At 71.5% G+C, this 18,815-nt stretch carries 11 protein-coding genes; 2 read left to right on the plus strand and 9 right to left on the minus strand.

Translation table 11 applies throughout. The features are described 5' to 3' along the window. The first annotated feature begins 10 nt into the window (after nucleotides 1-10). On the plus strand, nucleotides 11-1,531 hold the full coding sequence (gene glpK / locus AB5J55_RS06700) for a glycerol kinase GlpK (RefSeq protein ID WP_369269776.1): 1,521 nt from the start codon (nucleotides 11-13) through the stop codon (nucleotides 1,529-1,531). Nucleotides 1,532-1,647: 116 nt separating this feature from the next. Here glpK and AB5J55_RS06705 read toward each other — a convergent pair whose 3' ends face one another. From AB5J55_RS06705 to AB5J55_RS06725, 5 genes are read right to left on the minus strand one after another with little or no spacing between them, the layout of a single operon-like run. Continuing rightward, on the minus strand, nucleotides 1,648-2,253 hold the full coding sequence (locus AB5J55_RS06705) for an ATP/GTP-binding protein (RefSeq protein WP_369269777.1): 606 nt from the start codon (nucleotides 2,251-2,253) through the stop codon (nucleotides 1,648-1,650). Continuing rightward, nucleotides 2,234-5,884, minus strand: a complete 3,651-nt coding sequence (locus tag AB5J55_RS06710; RefSeq protein WP_369269778.1) for a hydantoinase B/oxoprolinase family protein — start codon at nucleotides 5,882-5,884, stop codon at nucleotides 2,234-2,236. Before AB5J55_RS06710 ends, AB5J55_RS06705 begins: the two co-directional genes overlap by 20 nt. Before the next feature lie 24 nt (nucleotides 5,885-5,908). After that, the gene (locus AB5J55_RS06715) at nucleotides 5,909-6,304 is read right to left on the minus strand and encodes a DUF742 domain-containing protein (protein ID WP_362381343.1); all 396 of its coding nucleotides are present in this window, start codon (nucleotides 6,302-6,304) and stop codon (nucleotides 5,909-5,911) included. Between the two features lie 9 nt (nucleotides 6,305-6,313). Then, a complete protein-coding gene (locus AB5J55_RS06720) occupies nucleotides 6,314-6,751 on the minus strand; it encodes a roadblock/LC7 domain-containing protein (RefSeq protein ID WP_062704455.1) in 438 nt (145 codons plus the stop codon). Further along, nucleotides 6,748-9,591, minus strand: a complete 2,844-nt coding sequence (locus tag AB5J55_RS06725) for a nitrate- and nitrite sensing domain-containing protein (protein ID WP_369269779.1) — start codon at nucleotides 9,589-9,591, stop codon at nucleotides 6,748-6,750. The genes AB5J55_RS06720 and AB5J55_RS06725 overlap by 4 nt, the downstream gene beginning before the upstream one ends. Nucleotides 9,592-9,969: 378 nt before the next feature. Here AB5J55_RS06725 and AB5J55_RS06730 point away from each other — a divergent pair, with 378 nt between their 5' ends. Then, nucleotides 9,970-10,548, plus strand: a complete 579-nt coding sequence (locus tag AB5J55_RS06730; protein WP_369269780.1) for a hypothetical protein — start codon at nucleotides 9,970-9,972, stop codon at nucleotides 10,546-10,548. Between the two features lie 70 nt (nucleotides 10,549-10,618). On the opposite strand, the gene AB5J55_RS06735 is transcribed toward AB5J55_RS06730, so the two are convergent. From AB5J55_RS06735 to AB5J55_RS06750, 4 genes are all read right to left on the minus strand, one after another. Next, nucleotides 10,619-15,325, minus strand: a complete 4,707-nt coding sequence (locus tag AB5J55_RS06735; RefSeq protein WP_369269781.1) for a hypothetical protein — start codon at nucleotides 15,323-15,325, stop codon at nucleotides 10,619-10,621. A 133-nt stretch (nucleotides 15,326-15,458) separates the two neighbouring features. Further along, nucleotides 15,459-16,340 carry a hypothetical protein gene (locus tag AB5J55_RS06740; protein ID WP_369269782.1) on the minus strand — a complete coding sequence of 294 codons (882 nt, stop codon included), beginning with the start codon at nucleotides 16,338-16,340 and terminating at the stop codon, nucleotides 15,459-15,461. 31 nt (nucleotides 16,341-16,371) lie between these two features. Then, nucleotides 16,372-17,898: a hypothetical protein gene (locus tag AB5J55_RS06745; protein ID WP_369269783.1), complete on the minus strand. Its 1,527-nt coding sequence runs from the start codon at nucleotides 17,896-17,898 to the stop codon at nucleotides 16,372-16,374. A 191-nt stretch (nucleotides 17,899-18,089) separates the two neighbouring features. Then, nucleotides 18,090-18,794, minus strand: a complete 705-nt coding sequence (locus tag AB5J55_RS06750) for a GntR family transcriptional regulator (protein ID WP_369269784.1) — start codon at nucleotides 18,792-18,794, stop codon at nucleotides 18,090-18,092. Between the last annotated feature and the right edge of the window lie 21 nt (nucleotides 18,795-18,815).

Genomic DNA, 18,815 nt, shown 5'->3' on the forward strand with positions numbered 1-18,815 from the left:
AGGGGTAGCCATGACGGACAACGTCGAAAAGTACGTCGCCGCAATCGACCAGGGCACCACCTCCAGCCGCTGCATCGTCTTCAACCAGAACGGCGCCATCGTCGCCGTCGACCAGCGCGAACACCGCCAGATCTTCCCCAAGCCCGGCTGGGTGGAGCACGACGCCACCGAGATCTGGTCCAAGGTGCAAGCGGTGGTCGCCGGCGCGATAGCCAAGGCCGGACTGCGTGCCGACCAGCTCAGCGCGCTCGGGATCACCAACCAGCGCGAGACGACGGTCCTGTGGGACCGCGCCACGGGCAAGCCGGTGCACAACGCGATCGTGTGGCAGGACACCCGTACGGCGGCGCTGTGCAACCAGCTGGGAGGCTCCGACGGTCAGGATCGATTCCGTGAGCAGACCGGACTGCCGCTGGCCAGCTACTTCTCCGGCCCCAAGGCAGCCTGGCTGCTGGACAACGTGCCCGGCCTCAGGGACCGCGCCGAGCGCGGCGAGATCGCCTTCGGCACCATCGACTCCTGGCTGATCTGGAACCTCACCGGCGGCACGGACGGCGGGCATCACGTCACCGACGTGACGAACGCCGGACGCACCATGCTGATGAACCTGGAGACCCTCCAGTGGGATCCCTCGATCCTGTCCGCCATGAACGTCCCCGAGGCCGTCCTCCCGGAGATCAAGTCCTCGTCGGAGGTGTACGGGACCGCCGTCGGCCAGCTGGCCGGGGTGCCGGTCGCCTCTGCCCTGGGCGACCAGCAGGCGGCTGTGTTCGGGCAGGCCTGCTACGACGTCGGCACCGCGAAGAACACCTACGGCACGGGCAGCTTCCTGCTGCTCAACACGGGCAACCGGCCGGTGCCGTCGAAGAGCGGGCTGCTGACGACCATGGGCTACAAGATCGGCAGCGAGGCACCCGTGTACTGCCTGGAGGGAGCAATAGCCATAACGGGTGCGCTGGTCCAGTGGTTCCGCGACCAGCTCGGCATCATCGGCACCGCCGACGAGATCGAGCCACTTGCGGCGAGCGTCGAGGACAACGGCGGCGCGTACATCGTGCCCGCCTTCTCCGGCCTTTTCGCGCCGTACTGGCGTTCCGACGCGCGCGGGGTGGTCACCGGCCTGACGCGGTACGTCACCAAGGCGCACCTCGCTCGCGCGGTGCTGGAGGCGACGAGCTGGCAGACGCGCGAGGTCGTGGACGCCATGTACCAGGACTCCGGCGTGCAGATCACGACCCTGAAGGTCGACGGCGGCATGACGAAGAACAACCTGCTCATGCAGCACCAGGCGGACGTGCTCGACGTGCCGGTGATCCGGCCCAAGATCTCCGAGACGACCTGCCTCGGTGCCGCGTACGCGGCGGGGCTGGCCACCGGCGTGTGGAACGACCTGGACGAGCTCAAGGCGCACTGGGCGAAGGACGTCGAGTGGACGCCGACCATGACCGCCCAGGAGCGGGACCGCGAGTACCACAACTGGCGCAAGGCGGTGGAGAAGAGCTTCGGCTGGCTGGAGGACGGCGAGAGCTGACCGCGCTCCCAAGGCGGTCCACGCGTGCGTGCGCTCCGCGTGAGCCACGCGCGCGTGCCGTGAGCCACGGCTCGTACCCCGGTCGGCGGGGGTACGGGCCGTGCCCGTCCCTCGGCTCAGGTGGTCACGGTCTGCCGGCGGTCCGCCTGGTAGGCCATCGCGTGCTGGACGACGCCGATGAGGATCTCCTTGACGGACTCCCGGTCGCGGGCGTCGCACAGCAGCAGCGGTACGCCGTCGTCGAGGTCGAGGGCCTGACGGATGTCCTCCGCCGGGTAACGGGCGGATCCCTCGAAGCAGTTGACGCCGACGAGGAAGGGTATGGAGCGCCGCTCGAAGTAGTCGACGGCCGCGAAGCAGTCCTCCAGGCGCCGAGTGTCGGCGAGCACGACAGCGCCCAGCGCACCCTCGGACAGCTCGTCCCACATGAACCAGAACCGCTCCTGGCCGGGCGTACCAAAGAGGTACAGCACCAGGTCCTCGCGCAGGGTGATGCGCCCGAAGTCCATGGCCACCGTGGTGGTGCGCTTGCCCTCGACACCGCTCGTGTCGTCGACCGGGCGTCCGGCCTCCGTGAGCAGTTCCTCGGTGCGCAGCGGCCTGATCTCGCTGACCGCGCCGACGAGGGTGGTCTTGCCCACGCCGAAGCCGCCGGCCACCAGGATCTTGAGCGTGACGGGCTCGACCGGAGGCTTCCCGCGCTCAGAACGCCCGAAGATCATCGATCTCTTCTCCTGCTTGATGGGGGTCGCGCGACGGTGGGCCGTAGCCTCCGCCGCCAGGGGTTTCGATGACGAGTACGTCGCCGGCTCCGACGTCCGCCGAGTCGCTGGCGCCGAGTGCGGTGACCGTGCCGTCCGCGTGCTCGACGCGGTTGGCTCCCAGCGCGCCGGGTTCGCCGCCCGCCATGCCGTACGGCGGGACCCTGCGGTGCTGGGACAGGGTGGAGACGGTCATGGGCTCGTGGAACCGGATGCGGCGCACGGCGCCGTCCCCGCCGCGCCACTGCCCGGCCCCGCCGCTGCCGCGCCGTACGGCGAACTCGTCGAGCTGTACCGGCAGTCGCCACTCCAGCACTTCGGGATCGGTGAGCCGCGAGTTGGTCATATGGGTCTGGACGACGGGCGCGCCGGGGAACCCGTCGCCCGCTCCGGACCCGGAGGCCACGGTCTCGTAGTACTGATGCCGTTCGTTGCCGAAGGTGACGTTGTTCATGGTGCCGGAGCCCTCGGCCTGGACACCGAGCGCGGCATAGAGGGCGCCGGTGATGGCCTGCGAGGTCTCCACATTGCCCGCGACGACCGCTGCCGGGGGTTCGGGGGCGAGCATGGAGCCGGGCGGCACGACGATGTCGATGGGGCGCAGGCAGCCGTCGTTGAGCGGGATGTCGTCGGCGACGAGGGTACGGAAGACGTACAGCACTGCCGCGTTGACGACCGAGAAGGGGGCGTTGAAGTTCGTGGCCAACTGCTGGGACGTGCCGGTGAAGTCGACGGTGGCGCAGCGGTTCTCGCGGTCCACGCGCACGCGTACCCGGATGGTCGCGCCCGAGTCGGTCTCGTAGGCGTACTCCCCGTCGTCCAGGGCGTCGATGACCCTGCGTACCGCTTCCTCCGCGTTGTCCTGGACGTGCTTCATGTACGCCTGGACGACGTCGAGACCGAAGTTCTCGATCATCCGGGCGACTTCCTCGACGCCCTTGCGGTTGGCGGCGATCTGGGCGCGCAGATCGGCGAGGTTGGTCTTGGGGTTGCGCGACGGGTAGGGCGCCTCGGTGAGCAGACGGAGGGTCTCCTCCTCGCGGAAGCGGCCGTTCTCGGCGAGCAGCCAGTTGTCGAAGAGGATTCCCTCCTCCTCGATGGTGCGGCTGTCGGCGGGCATGGAGCCGGGGGCGATGCCGCCGATCTCGGCGTGGTGGCCGCGTGAGGCGACGTAGAAGAGGATCTCCGGCTCACCCTCCGTGTTCGTCGTGCTTTGCGCGTCGAAGACCGGGGTGATCACGGTGACGTCGGGCAGGTGGGTGCCGCCGTGGTACGGGTCGTTGACGGCGTAGGTGTCGCCGGGGCGCATCCGGGAGCCGCGGCGCCGGATGACCTCCTGCACGCTCGTGCCCATCGAGCCCAGGTGGACGGGGATGTGCGGGGCGTTGGCCACCAGGTTTCCGTCCGGGTCGAAGAGTGCGCAGGAGAAGTCCAGGCGCTCCTTGATGTTGACGGACTGGGCGGTGGATTCGAGCCGGGCTCCCATCTGTTCGGCGATGGACATGAAGAGGTTGTTGAAGACCTCGAGGAGAACCGGGTCGGCTTGCGTGTCGAGATCGGAACTCTGCGTAATCGCCGTGCGTTCCATGACCAGATGCCCGTCGTCGGTCGTCGCGGCTTGCCAGCCGTCGTCGACGACGGTCGTCGCACTGGCCTCGGTGATGATCGCCGGGCCGGTGACGGTTTCGCCGGGAGGCAGGTGTTCTCGGCGGTGGAGGGGTACGTGGCGCCAGGTGCCGCCCGTGTGGAGGGGGACGGTGCCCGGGGTGGCCGACCTGGCCTCAGGGGCGGCTTCGTGAGGGGCGAGAGCGGAGAGATCGGGGGGTTCGGTGATGCCAGTGGCTTCGACGGAGAGGGCTTCGACGACGATCGGGCGATCGAGGGTGAAGGAGTACGTGGCGCGATGACGTTCTTCGAAGGCGTGCCTCATCGTGTCGGGCTCGGTGAGCTCGACGGTGAGGGTGGTGTCGGTGCCGTCGTAGCGGAGTTGGGCGCGGCGGGTGATCCGGATGCGGTCCTCGGGGACGTCCTCGTCGAGGAGTTCGGTGCGGGCGGCTGCTTCCAGGTCGTCCGCGGTCTTCAGGATCCCGGGCATCGAGGCGTCCCGCAGAGGTGCCTCGACGGACTGTTCGCGCATGGCCGTCGTGTCGGCGAGGCCGATGCCGAGCGCGGAGAGGACGCCGGCCATGGGGGGCACGAGAACCGTGCGAATGCCGAGCGAGTCGGCGACCATGCACGCGTGCTGGCCGCCCGCACCACCGAAGGTGGTGAGGGCGTAGCGGGTGACGTCGTGGCCCTTCTGGACGGAGATCCGCTTCACGGCGTTGGCGATGTTGGCGACCGCGATCTGCAAGTAGCCCTCGGCGACCTGCTCGGGCGTTCGGTCGTCGCCGGTCTGCTCGCCGATCTCGTTCGCGAGGGCGGTGAAGCGCTCACGTACGAGCGCGTCGTCGAGGGGCTGGTCCCCGTCGGGTCCGAACACCTTGGGAAAATGGGCGGGTTGGATGCGGCCGAGCATGACGTTGGCGTCGGTGACCGCGAGCGGCCCGCCGCCCCGGTAGCAGGCAGGGCCCGGGTCCGCGCCCGCCGAGTCCGGCCCTACGCGGTAACGGGACCCGTCGAAATGGAGGACCGACCCGCCGCCGGCCGCGACGGTGTGGATGTCCAGCATGGGGGCGCGCAGCCGCACACCGGCGATCTGTGTGGTGAAGACGCGTTCGTACTCACCCGCGAAATGCGAGACGTCGGTCGACGTACCGCCCATGTCGAAGCCGATGACGCGGTCGAAGCCGGCGAGCTGCGACATGCGGGCCATGCCGACGATGCCTCCGGCGGGCCCGGAGAGAATGGCGTCCTTGCCACGGAACTGACCGGCTTCCGCGAGGCCGCCATTGGACTGCATGAACATCAGCCGCACGCCCTCGAGTTCGTCGGCGACGTGCTGGACGTAGCGGCGCAGGACGGGCGAGAGGTAGGCGTCGACGACGGCGGTGTCCCCGCGCGGGACGAGCTTCATCAGCGGGCTGACCTCGCTGGACAGCGAGATCTGCGGGAAGCCGATGCGGTCGGCGAGCTCTCCGACGGCCTGTTCGTGGGCGGGGTGGAGGTGGCTGTGCAAGCAGACCACGGCGACGGCGCGGATCCCGTCGTCGTAGGCCTCCTGGAGGGGGCCGGCGAGGGCGTCCAGGTCGGGAGCGTGCAGCAGGGTGCCGTCGGCGGCGATGCGCTCGTCGACCTCGACGACCCGCTCGTAGAGCAGCTCGGGCAGTTCGATGCGGCGGGCGAAGATGCGGGGGCGGTTCTGGTAGGCGATGCGCAGGGCGTCGCGGAAACCGCTGGTGATGACGAGGAGGGTCCGCTCGCCCTTGCGCTCGAGGAGGGCGTTGGTGGCGACCGTGGTGCCCATGCGGACGGCCTCGATGGGGTCCTCGGAGCCGTCCAGCAGTTGACTCACGCCCGCCACGGCCGCGTCGGAGTATCGCGCCGGATTCTCCGACAGCAGCTTGTGCGTCAGCAGACGGCCGTCCGGGCGTCGCGCGACGATGTCCGTGAAGGTGCCGCCTCGGTCGACCCAGAACTGCCAGCCTGTCACGTCACTACCCCGCTTCCGCGCCGCTCACAGCGCCCGCAGGCCGTTGATCACGTCGCGCAGAATACTCTCGTCCACCAGCTCGGCAGGCGGTACCGGCCGGTTCACATGGACGAATTCCGAGTCCACGAGATCTCCGACGAGGACCCGTACGACGCCGATGGGCAGATCGAGCTCGGCGGAGAGTTCGGCCACGGACTGCGGAGCGTCACGGCACAGGCCGACGATGTCCACATGTTCCGGGGACAACGTCGAGTCCGCCTCCGGATCGTCCGCCTGCGGTTCCGCGACGACCACCGCGATCAGGTCGAGACGGTGCTGGGCCGCACTGGTGGTGCGGCCGCGCGTCATGGCGTACGGACGGACGACCGGTCCGGCCTCGTCGTCGAACCAGTGGCTTCTTCCCTGACCGTCAGCGCTCATGCCATCCCACTACCCGCCTGCGGGCAGATCGGTGCGCGGAGCGGTACCCAGATGCACGCCGACACGCTTGACGAGGAGGGTCATCTCGTACGCGACCAGACCGACGTCGGAGTCGGCGTCCGAGAGCACCGCGAGGCAGCTGCCGTCGCCGGCGGCCGTCACGAACAGGAAGGCGTCATCGAGCTCGACGACGGTCTGCCGGACGTTGCCCGCCTCGAAGTGGCGGCCCACGCCCTTGGCAAGGCTGTGGAAGCCGGAAGCGACGGCAGCCAGGTGCTCGCTGTCCTCGCGGGTCAGGTCCTTGGACACCCCTGTCGGCAGGCCGTCGCCGGAGAGCACGAGGGCCTTTCGGATGCTGGCGACGCGGTCCACGAGGTCGTCGAGGAGCCAGTTGAGCTCTCCGGACTGGTTGGTCGCGGTGTGGCCGGTCGCTTTCGGTGCGGTCATCGACCGTCCCCCTTAGTCGTTCGTTGTGGTGCTGTGCCGCTGTGGGCGTCATCGCCCGCGGCGTTCTCCCGGCGGCCGCGCTGCCAGCCGCGCTGGAGGGAGGCCATTCGGCTGCGGACCTCGTCCGCGTCCCGCTCGGCGAGCTCCGGCTTCTCCTCGGTGCGCGGTGCCGGGCCCTGTTTGAGCTGGGGAGCCAGGCTGGCCTGGCGTACGCGCCGGGGCAGCGCTCCCGCACCGGGGCCGGCCTCCTGGGGCGGGGCGGTAGGGCTCGGGGCGGAGTCGCTCGAGGCGATCGCGGGACGACGTGTGCGCCTCGGGAGAGCCGGGGGCTCCGGCGACTCACTGTGGTCGTGCCCGGCGGAGGGCGCTGCGTCGGTACGGTCACCGACCCGATCGGGCGTGCCGGCTCCCTCGCCATGGGGTCCCGTGCCGCGGCGGCGGGCCGGCAGCGGAGAGAGGCCGTTCGGCTGCGGACGGCTCGGACCTGTCGACGACTCGGCGTCTGCCTTCTCCCACCGGGAGCGCTGCTCGGTGACAGGGCGCCCGTGCGAACTGACCAGCTTGGGCGTCCCGCGGCGGGGCAGCGGGACAGGCGCGCTCGCCTCGTTGTCCGAGTCCACGTCGTCCGGTCCGCCGTGGATGCCGGAGACCGGGTGCTGGGTGCCGTGCGGGCCCGTCGCTTCGTCCTCCATGGGGGCGAGGGTACGACGCGGGCGGAAAAGGCCGCCGCGTTCGCCGTCCTCGTCGCCGAGCGCGTCCGGGAAGTCACTGAGGGCGTCGAGATCGACCGGAGCCTCCAGCTCTACCGGGCCGTCGAGGAGCGCGGCGGGCAGGCCGGGCACTCGGGCCGGCACCTGGGAGAGTGCAGCCCGGCGCGACTCCTCCAGCTCGGCCCCCTTCGAGGGCGTGGGCCGGTCGAGACGGAACCCGATGCCGTTGGTGTCCGGGACGTCGTCGGTGAGCAGCGCGTCGGGGATGAACACGACGGCGGTGGTGCCGCCGTACGGCGACGGCTGCAGCGAGACCCGGACGTTCTGCCGCTGGGCGAGCCGGCTGACGACGAACAGGCCCAGCCGGTCGGTGTCGGACAGCTCGAACTCGGGTGTCTCGGCGAGTCGGAGGTTGGCGTCCAGCAGGACGTCGGCCGCCATACCCAGGCCGCGGTCGTGGATCTCAAGGGTGAAGCCATTGGCAACCCGCTCGCCCAGCACCTGGACGGCGGTGTGCGGCGGGGAGAACACCGTGGCGTTCTCCAGGAGTTCGGCCACGAGGTGGGTGATGTCCGCGACGGCCGGGCCCGTGACGGCGACGCGGGGCAGGCGGCGGACCTCGATGCGCTCGTAGTCCTCGACCTCGGCGACCGCGGCGCGCACGACGTCCATGAGCTGCACGGGCTTGCGCCACTGCCGGGAAGGAGCGGCGCCGGAGAGGATCACCAGGCCCTCGGCGTGCCGGCGCATACGGGTGGTCAGGTGGTCCAGGCGGAACAGGTCGGCGAGTTCGTCGGTGTCCTCGGTCCGGCGTTCCATGGTGTCGAGGAGGGTGAGCTGCTTGTGGAGGAGGACCTGGCTGCGGCGGGCGAGGTTGACGAAGACCTCGGAGACCCCGGCGCGCAGTTCTGCCTGCTTGACGGCGGCCTCGACGGCGGCGCGCTGCAGGGTGTTGAGGGCCTGCCCGACCTCGCCGATCTCGTTCTTGTCGTACTCCAGGCGCGGGACCTCGGTCTCCACGTCGACCTGTTCTCCGGCGGAGAGGCGCCGCATCACGCTGGGCAGTCGTACGCCGGAGGCCTCGTGGGCATCCAGCCGCAGCTGCCGCAGGTCGCGGACGAGGCTGCGGCCGATACGCACGGAGAGGAAGAGGGAGAAGAGCAGGGCGAGCAGGCCGAGGACGCCGGCGAGGGCCGCCTTGACGATGACACCCATCGCGACGGGGCTGACGCGGTCCTGATATCGGGCGCCCGCCTCGTCGTTGAGTTTGCTGAGCTCCTCGAGGACGCCTCCGGCGACGGTGTCCCAGCGCTTTGCGTCGACCGTGCTGGGCCTGCCCGGCTCGGCGGAGATGACGTCCTGCTCGGCGACTCGCAGCGGAGCGGTGGAGGCGTTCTTCCAGAAGCGCTCGTAGCGGACGCGCTCGGACGAGGGCAGGTCCGTCAGGCTGACCTCGTACATGAGGGTGCGCTGGGCGACGAGATCGGAGACGTCGCGTATCTCGTCTCTGGAGAGCTTGCCCACCACCAGGGCGGAACTGAGCAACGCGTCCTCGCGGGAGAGCAGTTCGCGGGCGCGGGTGACGTTGAGAAGGGCGCGGGCCTGCTTGTCCATTGCCACGTTGTCGACGCCGTCGAGAGAGGCCAGGAGGGTGTAGCAGGGGTCAACGAGAAGGTTGTACTGGTGGAGGGCGTCGGCCCGGCTGACCGTTCCGTCCTCGACGCTGCGACGCAGGGGGTTGATGCCGTCGAAGGCGTCCAGGACGGCAGTGAGGCGTTCGCTGTCGCCCTGGTCCAACCCGTCGCGGACGTCGGGATCCTTGGCGTTCTTGCGGATCTCGGCGACGGCGGCGTCGGTGGCGTTGCGGGTGACCCGCAGGGCGGACAGCGCGTCCGAGGCCCGGCGGTCGGCGAGATACACCAGCGCCTGGCGACGTTCCTGCTGCAGGACGCGGACGGCGTCCTCAGTGGAGTAGCCGATCTTCTCTACGAGGGACGACACCGTGAAGAGCTGCGCCGCACCTCGCCCTGTGAGGACCGTGGCGAAACCCCAGATCGCGGTGAGGGACACCAGCGGCACGAGAAGCAGCGCCACCATCTTCCGGCGGATCGACGTCCCGCGAAAGCGCATGGCCTCCCCCAGCTCAAACCCCCACCCGGTCAGGGGGCACACATGTGCGTCAACAATCGGCGCGAGCCTACTACCGACGCACACGTAACTCGAAGAGAGATCCGGAATCTCAACTTCCGCACCGGTGACGAGACATGGGGAGTTGTCCGGCCATTGCGGGAGATTGCCTCCCGCAATCCCGCGGCACCCCGGAGGACGAATCGGGCCGGTCTGTCCGGCCAGTTGGCCGGAAATCTACCTTCCTTGGGAATCTTCAGGACGCGCCGATCGTCCTTCTCTACGGAAATGGGGGCGGATTGGGCCACAGGAGCCGCATCCAGCCTCCGGGCGGCGTAAAACAGCGCAAGCCGGGCAACCGCTGGGGAGCTGAGTCTTCGGATGCGGGCGAGCGGTCTGCTGACGGTGGGGAGTGAGACGGTGACGGGCACGGTGGAGCGGCACGTGGCGCCTGAGGACGGCGATGCGGCGCGCCGGACAGTGCGACAGGGTCCCGAGGCGCTGGATCGCGACATTCCGGCACCCGGAGACGGGACCGCCGAGAGCGCCGCGGCTAATGAGCAGCCGCATTACCAGCCGTTGTGGATCGAGGAGCCCGCCCGCCGGCGCCGGATGCCCGATCCGGTGCGTACGGCCGCGGTGCGAGCGGTTCTGATCATCGCCTTGACGATGATCCAGGCGATGGTGGCCTTCCTGTGCACGCTGGCCGGATCATGGCTGGCATTCCCGATGGTCATCAGCAGCGTGACGAGCACCGTGGTGGCGACGTGGGCCGCGCTCGACGTCTGGGTGACGCGCCAGGTGTGGAACCAGCGCAACGGCGTGGTGTCGGCACCCAGCAGCACCGCCCGGTCCCTGCGGCGCGAGCGGAGCAGGGCACGGCGGCAGGCGCGCGCTGCGGAGCGGACTCAGGAGCGCATACGCCGGCAGGGCGGGACGGGGCGGTTGTCGCACCCCTGAGGTAGCCGGCACGGACGGGCACACTCGCGAGGACAGAATCCACGCTGATCTCCCGGCTTCGGCCGTGCGGCTAGGGGGTCGTATGCGCCGCCGGGCGTTTGAACATCCGTGTGGCCGTGATCTCGCTGCGCACCGCCTCCCCCGCCTGGGGCTGCTGCGGCAATCCCGGGCGGAGGTGTTCCTCCACGCTGATGTACTTCAGGCCCGCCCTGAGGTCGGCGTCGTTGCGCAGTCGGATGACCAGCGGGAACTCCGCGAGGGCGGTCGTGTCGAACAGGCCGGTCGTGTACAGGAGTTGGACGCCGAGGGCGTCCGAGACGGCTCGCTGCAGCTCCAGGAGGTAGGTGGCGTTGGCGCGTCCGATCGGGTTGTCCAGGAACAACGTGCCGGCGTGGCGGTGCTTGTCCCGGCCCCGGTCGTTCGAGCGCAGGGCGGCCATCGTGCAGTACAGGGCGATGGCCGCCGTGAGCAGCTGTCCGCCGGAGAACACGTCGCCCATCTGCCCGACGGGCACGCGCTCGGCACGCAGTACGGCATCCGGCTTGAGGATCTCGACGGCGACGCCCTTCGGCTGAAGGGCCGCGGCAACACCGCGAAGGAGCAGGGACATGCCGTCTCGCCGCATGTCCGAGTTCTTCTTCACCGCCGCGCGCGTGGCCTCGTCGATGACCTCGCCGAGCCGTTCCGTGAGGGTGGCCTGGTCGGGCTCCTCGAAGCGGATGCGCAGGAACTCCTGTCCGGACCACTCGCCGAGGCCCTCGGGCAGACGGGACAGCCGCTGGGCGGACCGCAGGGTCGTCAGCGCCGACTCGACCAGGCCGCGGAGGCGGTCCACGATGGAGTCCCGGTTCCGTTCCAGCTGGGCCAACTCGTCGGTGAGCACGCGCAGTCGGGGCGCGAACGCGTCCGCCCACTTCTGCGCGTGCTCGGGCAGCGCGGAGGCAGGCAGCTCGCGGATCTGCTGGCGGGCTGGGGTGCGGACCTGCTCGTAGCGCGTGGAGTTGGCGTGCCGTACGAGCACGTCGCTCGCCTCGCGGACGGCGGCCTCGGCGGCGGAGAGGTCGGCGGCGCAGCCGCGCAGCGACCGGCGGGCCTCGGCGGCGGAGTGCCGGGCCTCCTCCGGACTGCCCGGGTACGGCTCCGACGCCTCCTGCTCCTCGTCCGAGGTGTGCTCCCGCAGCAGGTCGCGCAGCATCGCGGCGATCTCGTCGAAGCCGCCGGCCGCGTCGTCGGCGGCACGGTGGGCTTCGAGGAGTTCCGCGTGCGCCTCGCGGGCCTGTGCCAACGCCTCGGTGCGGGAGGCGAGTTCGGCGGTCGCCGTGCGCAGCAGCGCCTGCGCGTGCTCGGCGTCGCGCGGCTGGAGCTCCTCGGACAGGTCCGTGTGGGTCTCGCCGTCCTCGGGCGCGTGCCGTTCGGCCTCGCCGCGAAGCCGTCCGAGCTGCTCGCTCGCGCTGGACATCCGGGTCTCCAGGAGCTGGACGAGTTCCTCCGCGCGCGAGGCCGCCGCCTGCCGGGAGGGCCCGTCGGAGCCGTCGGGCGACTGAAGGAGCTGTTCGGCCCGGGTGCGGACCTTGTTGCTCAGCCGGTCCAGTTCCGCGCGGGCCGCGCTCTCGTCGCTCTCCGCGCGGGCCTGCTCGGCGCGCAGATCGGCGCCGACGCCGACTTTCTCGTACACCTGGGAGGCGGCCCGGTATGCCTCTCGCAGCGCGGGTAGGGACGCCCTCGGGGCTTCCGTGTCGGTGTCCGGCACGTCGTCGGGGGCGCCCGCGATCTCCGAGCGCTCGGCCCGCAGGGCACGCGCGGTGCGACGCGCGTCGTCTGCGGCGCGCTGGGCGGCGCGGCGGTCCTCGTCGGCAGCGCGGGCGCGCTCCAGGCAGGTCTGTGCCCGGGCCTCGGACTCGGTGGCCTCGTCGGCGAGTTCGCGCAGCTTGACCTGCCAGCCGGCCCGCTCGCGCAGCCGGAAGGCCAGCCCGGCCAGGGCGTCGGCGGCTCGCCGCGCCTTCTGGGCGGCCTCCTGACGCTCGTCGCGGACCTGTGCGGCCTCGGCTGCGGCTTCGTCGGCCTCGGCCCGCGCCGTCCGCGCCTCGGCCAGCTCCGCCTCGGACTCCTCGGCGAACGCACGCGCGTCCCGGGCTGCCTGCGCCAGCTCGACCAGCCGGCCGGCCGGGCAGCCGGTCCGCCACGAGGCGAGGCGCGCCGCCAGTTCCCGGTCCTTGCCGAGCCGCGCGGCGAGGGCGCGGATCTCCTCGTCCCGCTCGGTGGCCCGCGCGCGCAGCGCCTGCCTCTCCTCGTCGGCGGCGTGCTCGTCGTGCATGGCGGGGTTCGGCGGCACGAGGAAGACGTCAGGAGAGGCCCCGCTCGGGGACTCCGGCGCCGGAGTCGGGGCGAGCAGGGCAGCCGCGGTGCCGACCGCCACGGCGGACCGGGGCAGCAGCGCGGCGTCGCTCAGCACCTCGCGGGCACGCGCGTGCGTGGCGGGGTCGGTGATGATCACGCCATCGACCAGTTCGGGACGGGCGGCCAGCACGCGCGCGTGGTCGGCCGGGTCGACCGCCTGCGCGAGGTAGCGCCAGCCCGGCAGCGCCGGGATGCCCTGCTCGCCGAGGAACTCCACGGTGGCCAGCACGTCCGGGCCGGGCGGCAGCAGCCCGCCGTCCCCGAGCGCGCCCAGGATCCGGGAGTCGTCGGCGGCTGCCGTCCGCAGTTCGAACAGCTGCCGCTCGGCGGTGGAGACGCGGTCGTCGAGCAGTTCGCGCAACTCGTCGGCGAACCGGTCCAGCTCTTCCGGCGTGAGGGCGCCCTCGTCGACCGAACCCCGGGCGACCGCATCAGCGGCGTCCTGCGCGGCCGTGCCCCCCTCGCCGTCGTCACCCGCGCGAGGCGCAGGTACGGCCCCCGGGGCAAGAACGGCCCGGCGCTTCGCGCCCGACTCGCCGGTCAGGCCGATCAGTTCCGCGAGCCGCTCCTCCGCCGCCAGTCCCTCGGCGAGCCGGCGCTCGGCGTCGTAGGCACGTTCCGCGGCGGCTGCCGCGTCGGCCGCGCGGGCCGCCGTCAGCTCGGCGCGGGACTCGGTCGAGGCCGCCTCGCGCGCGTGCTCCGAGGCACGCCGGGAGGCCTCGCGGGCGGTGTCCCAGGCCGCGACGGCCGTCTTCTCGGCGTCGCTCGCCGCAAGGGCCGCGCGGGCCGGGTCGGCGTCGGGCGCGCTGTCGTCGAGCCAGCCGGCGCGCACGGCCTCGGCGGTCTCCTGCTCGACCTCGGACAGCCGCTGGCGCAGGTGCCCGACCTCGCTGCGGGCGCGCTGGGCCTCTGTGGCGGCGGCGGTGGAGTCCCGGTACGCGGACTCGCTGACCTCCTGGAGGGCGGCGGACCGCTCTTCCCCCTCGTTGGCGAGGCTCTCGGCGCTCTCCGCGGCCGCGTGCAGGGCCCGTACGAGGTCGACGGCGGCCTTGGCGCGGGCGGCCAGCGCGGGCGCCGCGTCGCGTTCGGCCTCCTGGATGGCGACGGCCACGCGCGCGACCCGGTCGGCTGCGGCGCGGTGCCGCAGGACGGCCTCGGCGGCCTGCCAGGCCGAGTGCAGCGTGCGGGCGTCGGCGAGCTCGCGCTTCTGCGCCGCCGCCGACTTCTCGGCAGCCGCGAGTGCCAGCGAGGCATGCCGGTAGGCCAGTTCGGCCGCGATCAGCGCGCTGCGGTCCCGGCCCGCTTCGGCGTGGGTGACGGCGGACGCGGTGGCGGTGACCCGCTGGGCGAGGTCGGCGGCCCGCACGCGCTCCTGGACGCCCCGCGCGGACAGCCGCCGGGCCAGGGTCCGGGTGCGCCGCTCGGCACCGGCGTGGATGTCACGCGCGCGTGAGCGGGCCTCGGCGGCCTCGACGATCCGCCCGAGCAGGTCGACGGAACCGGCGGTGAAGTCCCGCTCGGCGATCAGCTCGGCGCGCCGGCCCAGCTTGTTGCCGAAGCCGCCGACCAGGTCGGCCAGGCCGTCGGTGTCGCGCGTGTCCGTCACGGCCCGCAGCAGCAGGTCGGTGAAGTCGGAGTCCTTCTTGACCGCGAAGAGGCCCGCGGCCTCGCCCTCGTCGGCGTTCATCTCCCGCTGGTATCGGAAGAGTTCGGGGTCGAGGCCGAGGTCGCCGAGGTGCTCGATCCAGCGGTCGTGGATCTCCTCCCAGTGCACCTCCAGATGCGGGTACGCCTTGCCCGCCTCCGTGATGGCGTCCCGGAAGCCCTTCATGGTGCGCCGCCGGCCCCGCGCTCCCGACTGGCCCTCGGCGGGCGGCCGTACGGCGGTGGACTCCGCGACGGGCAGGTTGTCCAGGCTCAGCCCGGGTCCCGGGCGGAAGGAGTACCAGGCCTCGGCGAACTTCCGCGGGTCGTTGGAGACCTGACGCCCGCGCCACTCGCTCGCTTTTCCGACCACGACGCACTCGCCGGTGAGCGTGTGCTGCCACTCCAGGGCGACATGCCCGCAGTCGTCTGCGAGCAGGAACTTACGCAGTACGCCGGAGCTGGCGCCGCCGAGGGTGTTGCGGTGGCCCGGCAGCATCACGGAGAAGATCAGCTTGAGCAGGACCGACTTGCCCCCGCCGTTCTCCAGGAAGAGCACCCCTGCGGGAGCCGGCCGGCGCGGGGGCCCGACGGGCTCCTCCTCGAAGAACTCCGCCTGCATGGGCGCGGGATCGGGCACGGGCTCGCCGACACCGCGCAGGTCAAGCACGGTGTCGGCGTAGCGCGCACCGGCCGGCCCGATGGAGTAGAGGCGGACCCGGGACAGCTCGTACATGGCGGACTCTCGTAAGTCTTCGTCAGATCGGGGGAGTTCGGGACTTGGGACGGATTCGAGGATTCAGGCGGTCGAAGGTGCGGGCCGGTTCGGGGATTCGGGTGGGCTCGAAGGTGCGGGCCGGTTCGAAGATTCACGCGGAGTGGAACGGCAGCCCGGCCTCGGCCACCAGCTCCAGGTCTTCCGTGTCCTCGGCGGCGAGCAGTGTCGGTGTGCCGTCGGTGACCGGGACCACGCCCAGCTCCAGCAGTTCGGCCATGGCGGCGCTGCCCGCCATGTCACGGACCTGGAGTTGGTAGCGGGCGTTCGTCCGGTAGGTGCCGCCGCTGTCGTCGCCCGTCCGCTGGAGGAATCCGGAGTCGGTGAGAAACGCGGCCGCCTTGCCGACGATGCCGGTGGTCGAACCGGCCAGTCTGCGTGAGTCCTTGGTGGCGCCGGTCGCGCTGCGTCTCACCCAGATCCGCCAGGCAGCCTCCAGGCCGGGCGCGTCCGTAGCGGGGTCGGTGTTCTCCCCCTGCTCGTCCGCCCGCTCCTCCAGTCGGCGGCAGGCCTGCCGGACGAAGGCGTCGACGCCGTTGACGGTCACGCGCCCGATGTAGCCGTCGTCTGCCAGGTCCTCGGGCCGTGGGAACGCCATGGCGGCGATGGCGAGATGGGCCAGCCCGTGCAGGAACCGGTCGCTGCCGTCGGCCGACGTACGACGCGCGTAGTCGCCCATGCGGACGGCGAACACGGAGTCCTCGGCGGCCGTGACGGCCATCCCCGCGCGCGGCGACACCTCCAGCACCACGAGCCCGAGCCCGGCGGCCACGGCATCCGCGAGCCGCGCGAAAGGCGGGTCCTCCCGGTACCGCCGCAGCAGCTCCGTGTACTCCTGGTCGCGCGCGGGCTGCAACTTCGGCTGCAGCCCGAAGGCGACCAGCCGGGCCGCGTCAGCGGCGTCGGCGGGGGTCACGGCGGCGGTCGCCGACGGGGTCGCAACCTCCGTGTCACTCCACTCGGCGTGCTCGCTCACGGTCGGGGCTCCTTGCTGCGTTCTTGCTCACTCATGCTGCTTCCGTCCTGTCCGCCGCCATCCCGGCCGCGTCCAGCAGAGCCGTCCCCACGATCAGGTCGGCGCCGCCGAACTCGGGATCCTCCAGCTCCGTCCCGTCGTCCACGGCGAACAGCAGCTTCTCCTCGCCCTGCCGATAGGCCGTACCGACCGGCGGACTGGCCGCGTGGACCGCCAGCAGCGCCACCAGGTAGGGCAGCTCGGGATCCTGCCGACGCGCCTGGGCCAGCAGCCCCGACAGCCTGCGCGGGGCATCGGCCGGCAGGTCCAGCAGGTCCATCGCCGCGGCCAACTGCTCCTCGCTGAACCGGCTGTCGTCCGGTGTCGCGATGAGGTCGGGCTCGGGCATTTCGGCGCCCAGGTGCTCCCGCTCCACGGGCGGCGTCAGCAGTATGTCGACGAGATCACCCACCCGGGTCGACACCGGCGTACGCAGTCCCGTCCCGCGCGCGAAGAAGGCGTCCGTGACCCGGACGGACTGCTCCAGGGGCAGGGGCAGGACAGGGGCGACGAGATGGCCGTACAGGTCGATCCCCGATGTCGTCATCGGGGTCGCGAAGGCCTGCCGGTCCTGCTCGGCGCGGAACAGCGGCCCGGCCTCCAACAGGCGGGACTGCAGCTGGGTGTGGCGTCGGATGCAGTCCTTGACGATGTCGACGAGCTCGGCGGCACGGCGCTTGTGCTCCGGGTCCTCGGTCTCGTCGCGTGCCTTGCGGATGTTGGTCAGGATCGCGTTCTCGTGGCGGTACCGGTCGGCGACATGGTCGAGCGCCTCGGCGATCATGTCCGGCACGGCGTTCAGCCAGTCGACCGCCCGGACGTTGCGCCGGGTCGCGTCCAGGGCCCTGCGGAGTGTCTCCGAGTACTGCACGGTCCGGTACCGGGCCTGCTCGGCGGCCAGCTGGGCGTCGGCGAGCCGGCCGCGGTTGATCAGGACCTCTAGCTTGACCTCGGCGGCGATCTGGGCGCTGGTGACGTCGGTGTCGAGGGCACCGACAAGGACGTTGACCGCCTCGTCGGTCGTACGGAGATACACCGTGCCGCCAGGGCCCGGCACCTCCTCGATCAGCTTGAAGTCGTAGTCACGGCGGACATAGCTGCCGTCCGGCGCGAACGTGCCGTACACGGCACGAAAGCCGCGGTCCACACTGCCGACGTTGATCAGGTTCTCCAGGACCCAGCGGGCCACCCGCTCGTGCTCGGCAACCGGCCGCCGCGGCGCCTGGGCGGCGATGCGCGGGATGAGCCGGGCGACGATCTGGTCGTGGTCGGCACCCGTGTCGAAGTCCATGTTCAGCGTGACCAGGTCGATGGCGGCGAGCGCCACCTCCGCCATGCCGTACACCGAGTACTCCCCGGCGAGGTTGCCCTTGCGCGCATCGAGGTCGTGCAGCGGCGCCGTGCAGGCGAGCGCGCGCAACCGCCGCGCCAGCCCTTCGTCGGCGGCCGGGCCCGGAGCAGGGCGCGGCCCCGCGCTGAGCTGGGGCGGAACACGGTCCGTCGATGCGGGTGAAGTCACGGTGCACAGACTAGGTCCTAGGTCTGACAACGACCCAAACGACGCCGATCGCCCACGGCGGCACCGCACGTCGACCCGGCCCTGCGCCCTGGCGGTCTGTCGACGCGGCCCCCCGACCTGGCGACATGTCGACCGAACCCCGCGCCCCCGCCGCCCCACGCCCCAGCCGCATGCAGGCAGAGCCCCGCCCTCTAAGCGAGGGCTTCGCCCTCCCCCACCCGCCGCCGATACACCTCAACCACCCGCTCCAGCGAGTCGTCGAGATAGACCGCGAGTATCTTCTCGGCCCCGCTCCGGTCCCCCGCCTCCAGCGCCCGGAGGATCTGCTGGTTGCGCGCGAGGTACGGCTCGTGCAGCCGGTGTGGATCGTCGACGACGTGGAACGCGAGCCGCAGCTCGGCGAAGACGCTGCGCATCAGTTCGTCGGTGCGTTCGCTGCCCGCGAGCGCCACCAGTTCGCGGTGGAAGTGGATGTTGGCCGTTCCCAACCCTTTCCAGTCACCTTCGCGCACCGCGCGCTGCCCTTCGGCGACGGCTTCGGCGGGCCCCTCCAGGGGGTAGGGCGGTTCGCCGAGCCCGCGTACGACGGCGCACTCGACGAGGCGCCGGGTGCGGTAGATGTCCTCGACGTCCTCCACCGTCAGGACGCGCACGAACACGCCCCGGTTCAGCTCGTGAACGAGGAGTCGTTCATGGGTGAGCAGCCGGAACGCCTCGCGCAGTGTGTTGCGGGACACACCGAGCGCCCCTCCGATGCTGTCCTCCGACAGCCGGGTGCCGGGCGCGAAGTAGCCCTCGGCGATGCGGCTTCTGAGGATGTCCGAGACCCGCTCCGCCGTGCTCGTACGGCCCAGGAGGGCACGGTCGTCGGCCAGTCCGGCCAGCTGCTCTGCCATGCCCGGAATTCAACCGCAGAC

Source organism: Streptomyces sp. R11 (genome assembly GCF_041051905.1).
GTDB lineage: Bacteria > Actinomycetota > Actinomycetes > Streptomycetales > Streptomycetaceae > Streptomyces.

Excerpts from the sequence above, each read along its gene's own strand:
- glpK (WP_369269776.1), top strand. The coding sequence starts at position 11 with ATGACGGACAACGTCGAAAAGTACGTCGCCGCAATCGACCAGGGCACC.
- AB5J55_RS06705 (WP_369269777.1), bottom strand. The coding sequence starts at position 2,253 with ATGATCTTCGGGCGTTCTGAGCGCGGGAAGCCTCCGGTCGAGCCCGTC.
- AB5J55_RS06715 (WP_362381343.1), bottom strand. The coding sequence starts at position 6,304 with ATGAGCGCTGACGGTCAGGGAAGAAGCCACTGGTTCGACGACGAGGCC.
- AB5J55_RS06720 (WP_062704455.1), bottom strand. The coding sequence starts at position 6,751 with ATGACCGCACCGAAAGCGACCGGCCACACCGCGACCAACCAGTCCGGA.
- AB5J55_RS06725 (WP_369269779.1), bottom strand. The coding sequence starts at position 9,591 with ATGCGCTTTCGCGGGACGTCGATCCGCCGGAAGATGGTGGCGCTGCTT.
- AB5J55_RS06730 (WP_369269780.1), top strand. The coding sequence starts at position 9,970 with ATGCGGGCGAGCGGTCTGCTGACGGTGGGGAGTGAGACGGTGACGGGC.
- AB5J55_RS06735 (WP_369269781.1), bottom strand. The coding sequence starts at position 15,325 with ATGTACGAGCTGTCCCGGGTCCGCCTCTACTCCATCGGGCCGGCCGGT.
- AB5J55_RS06750 (WP_369269784.1), bottom strand. The coding sequence starts at position 18,794 with ATGGCAGAGCAGCTGGCCGGACTGGCCGACGACCGTGCCCTCCTGGGC.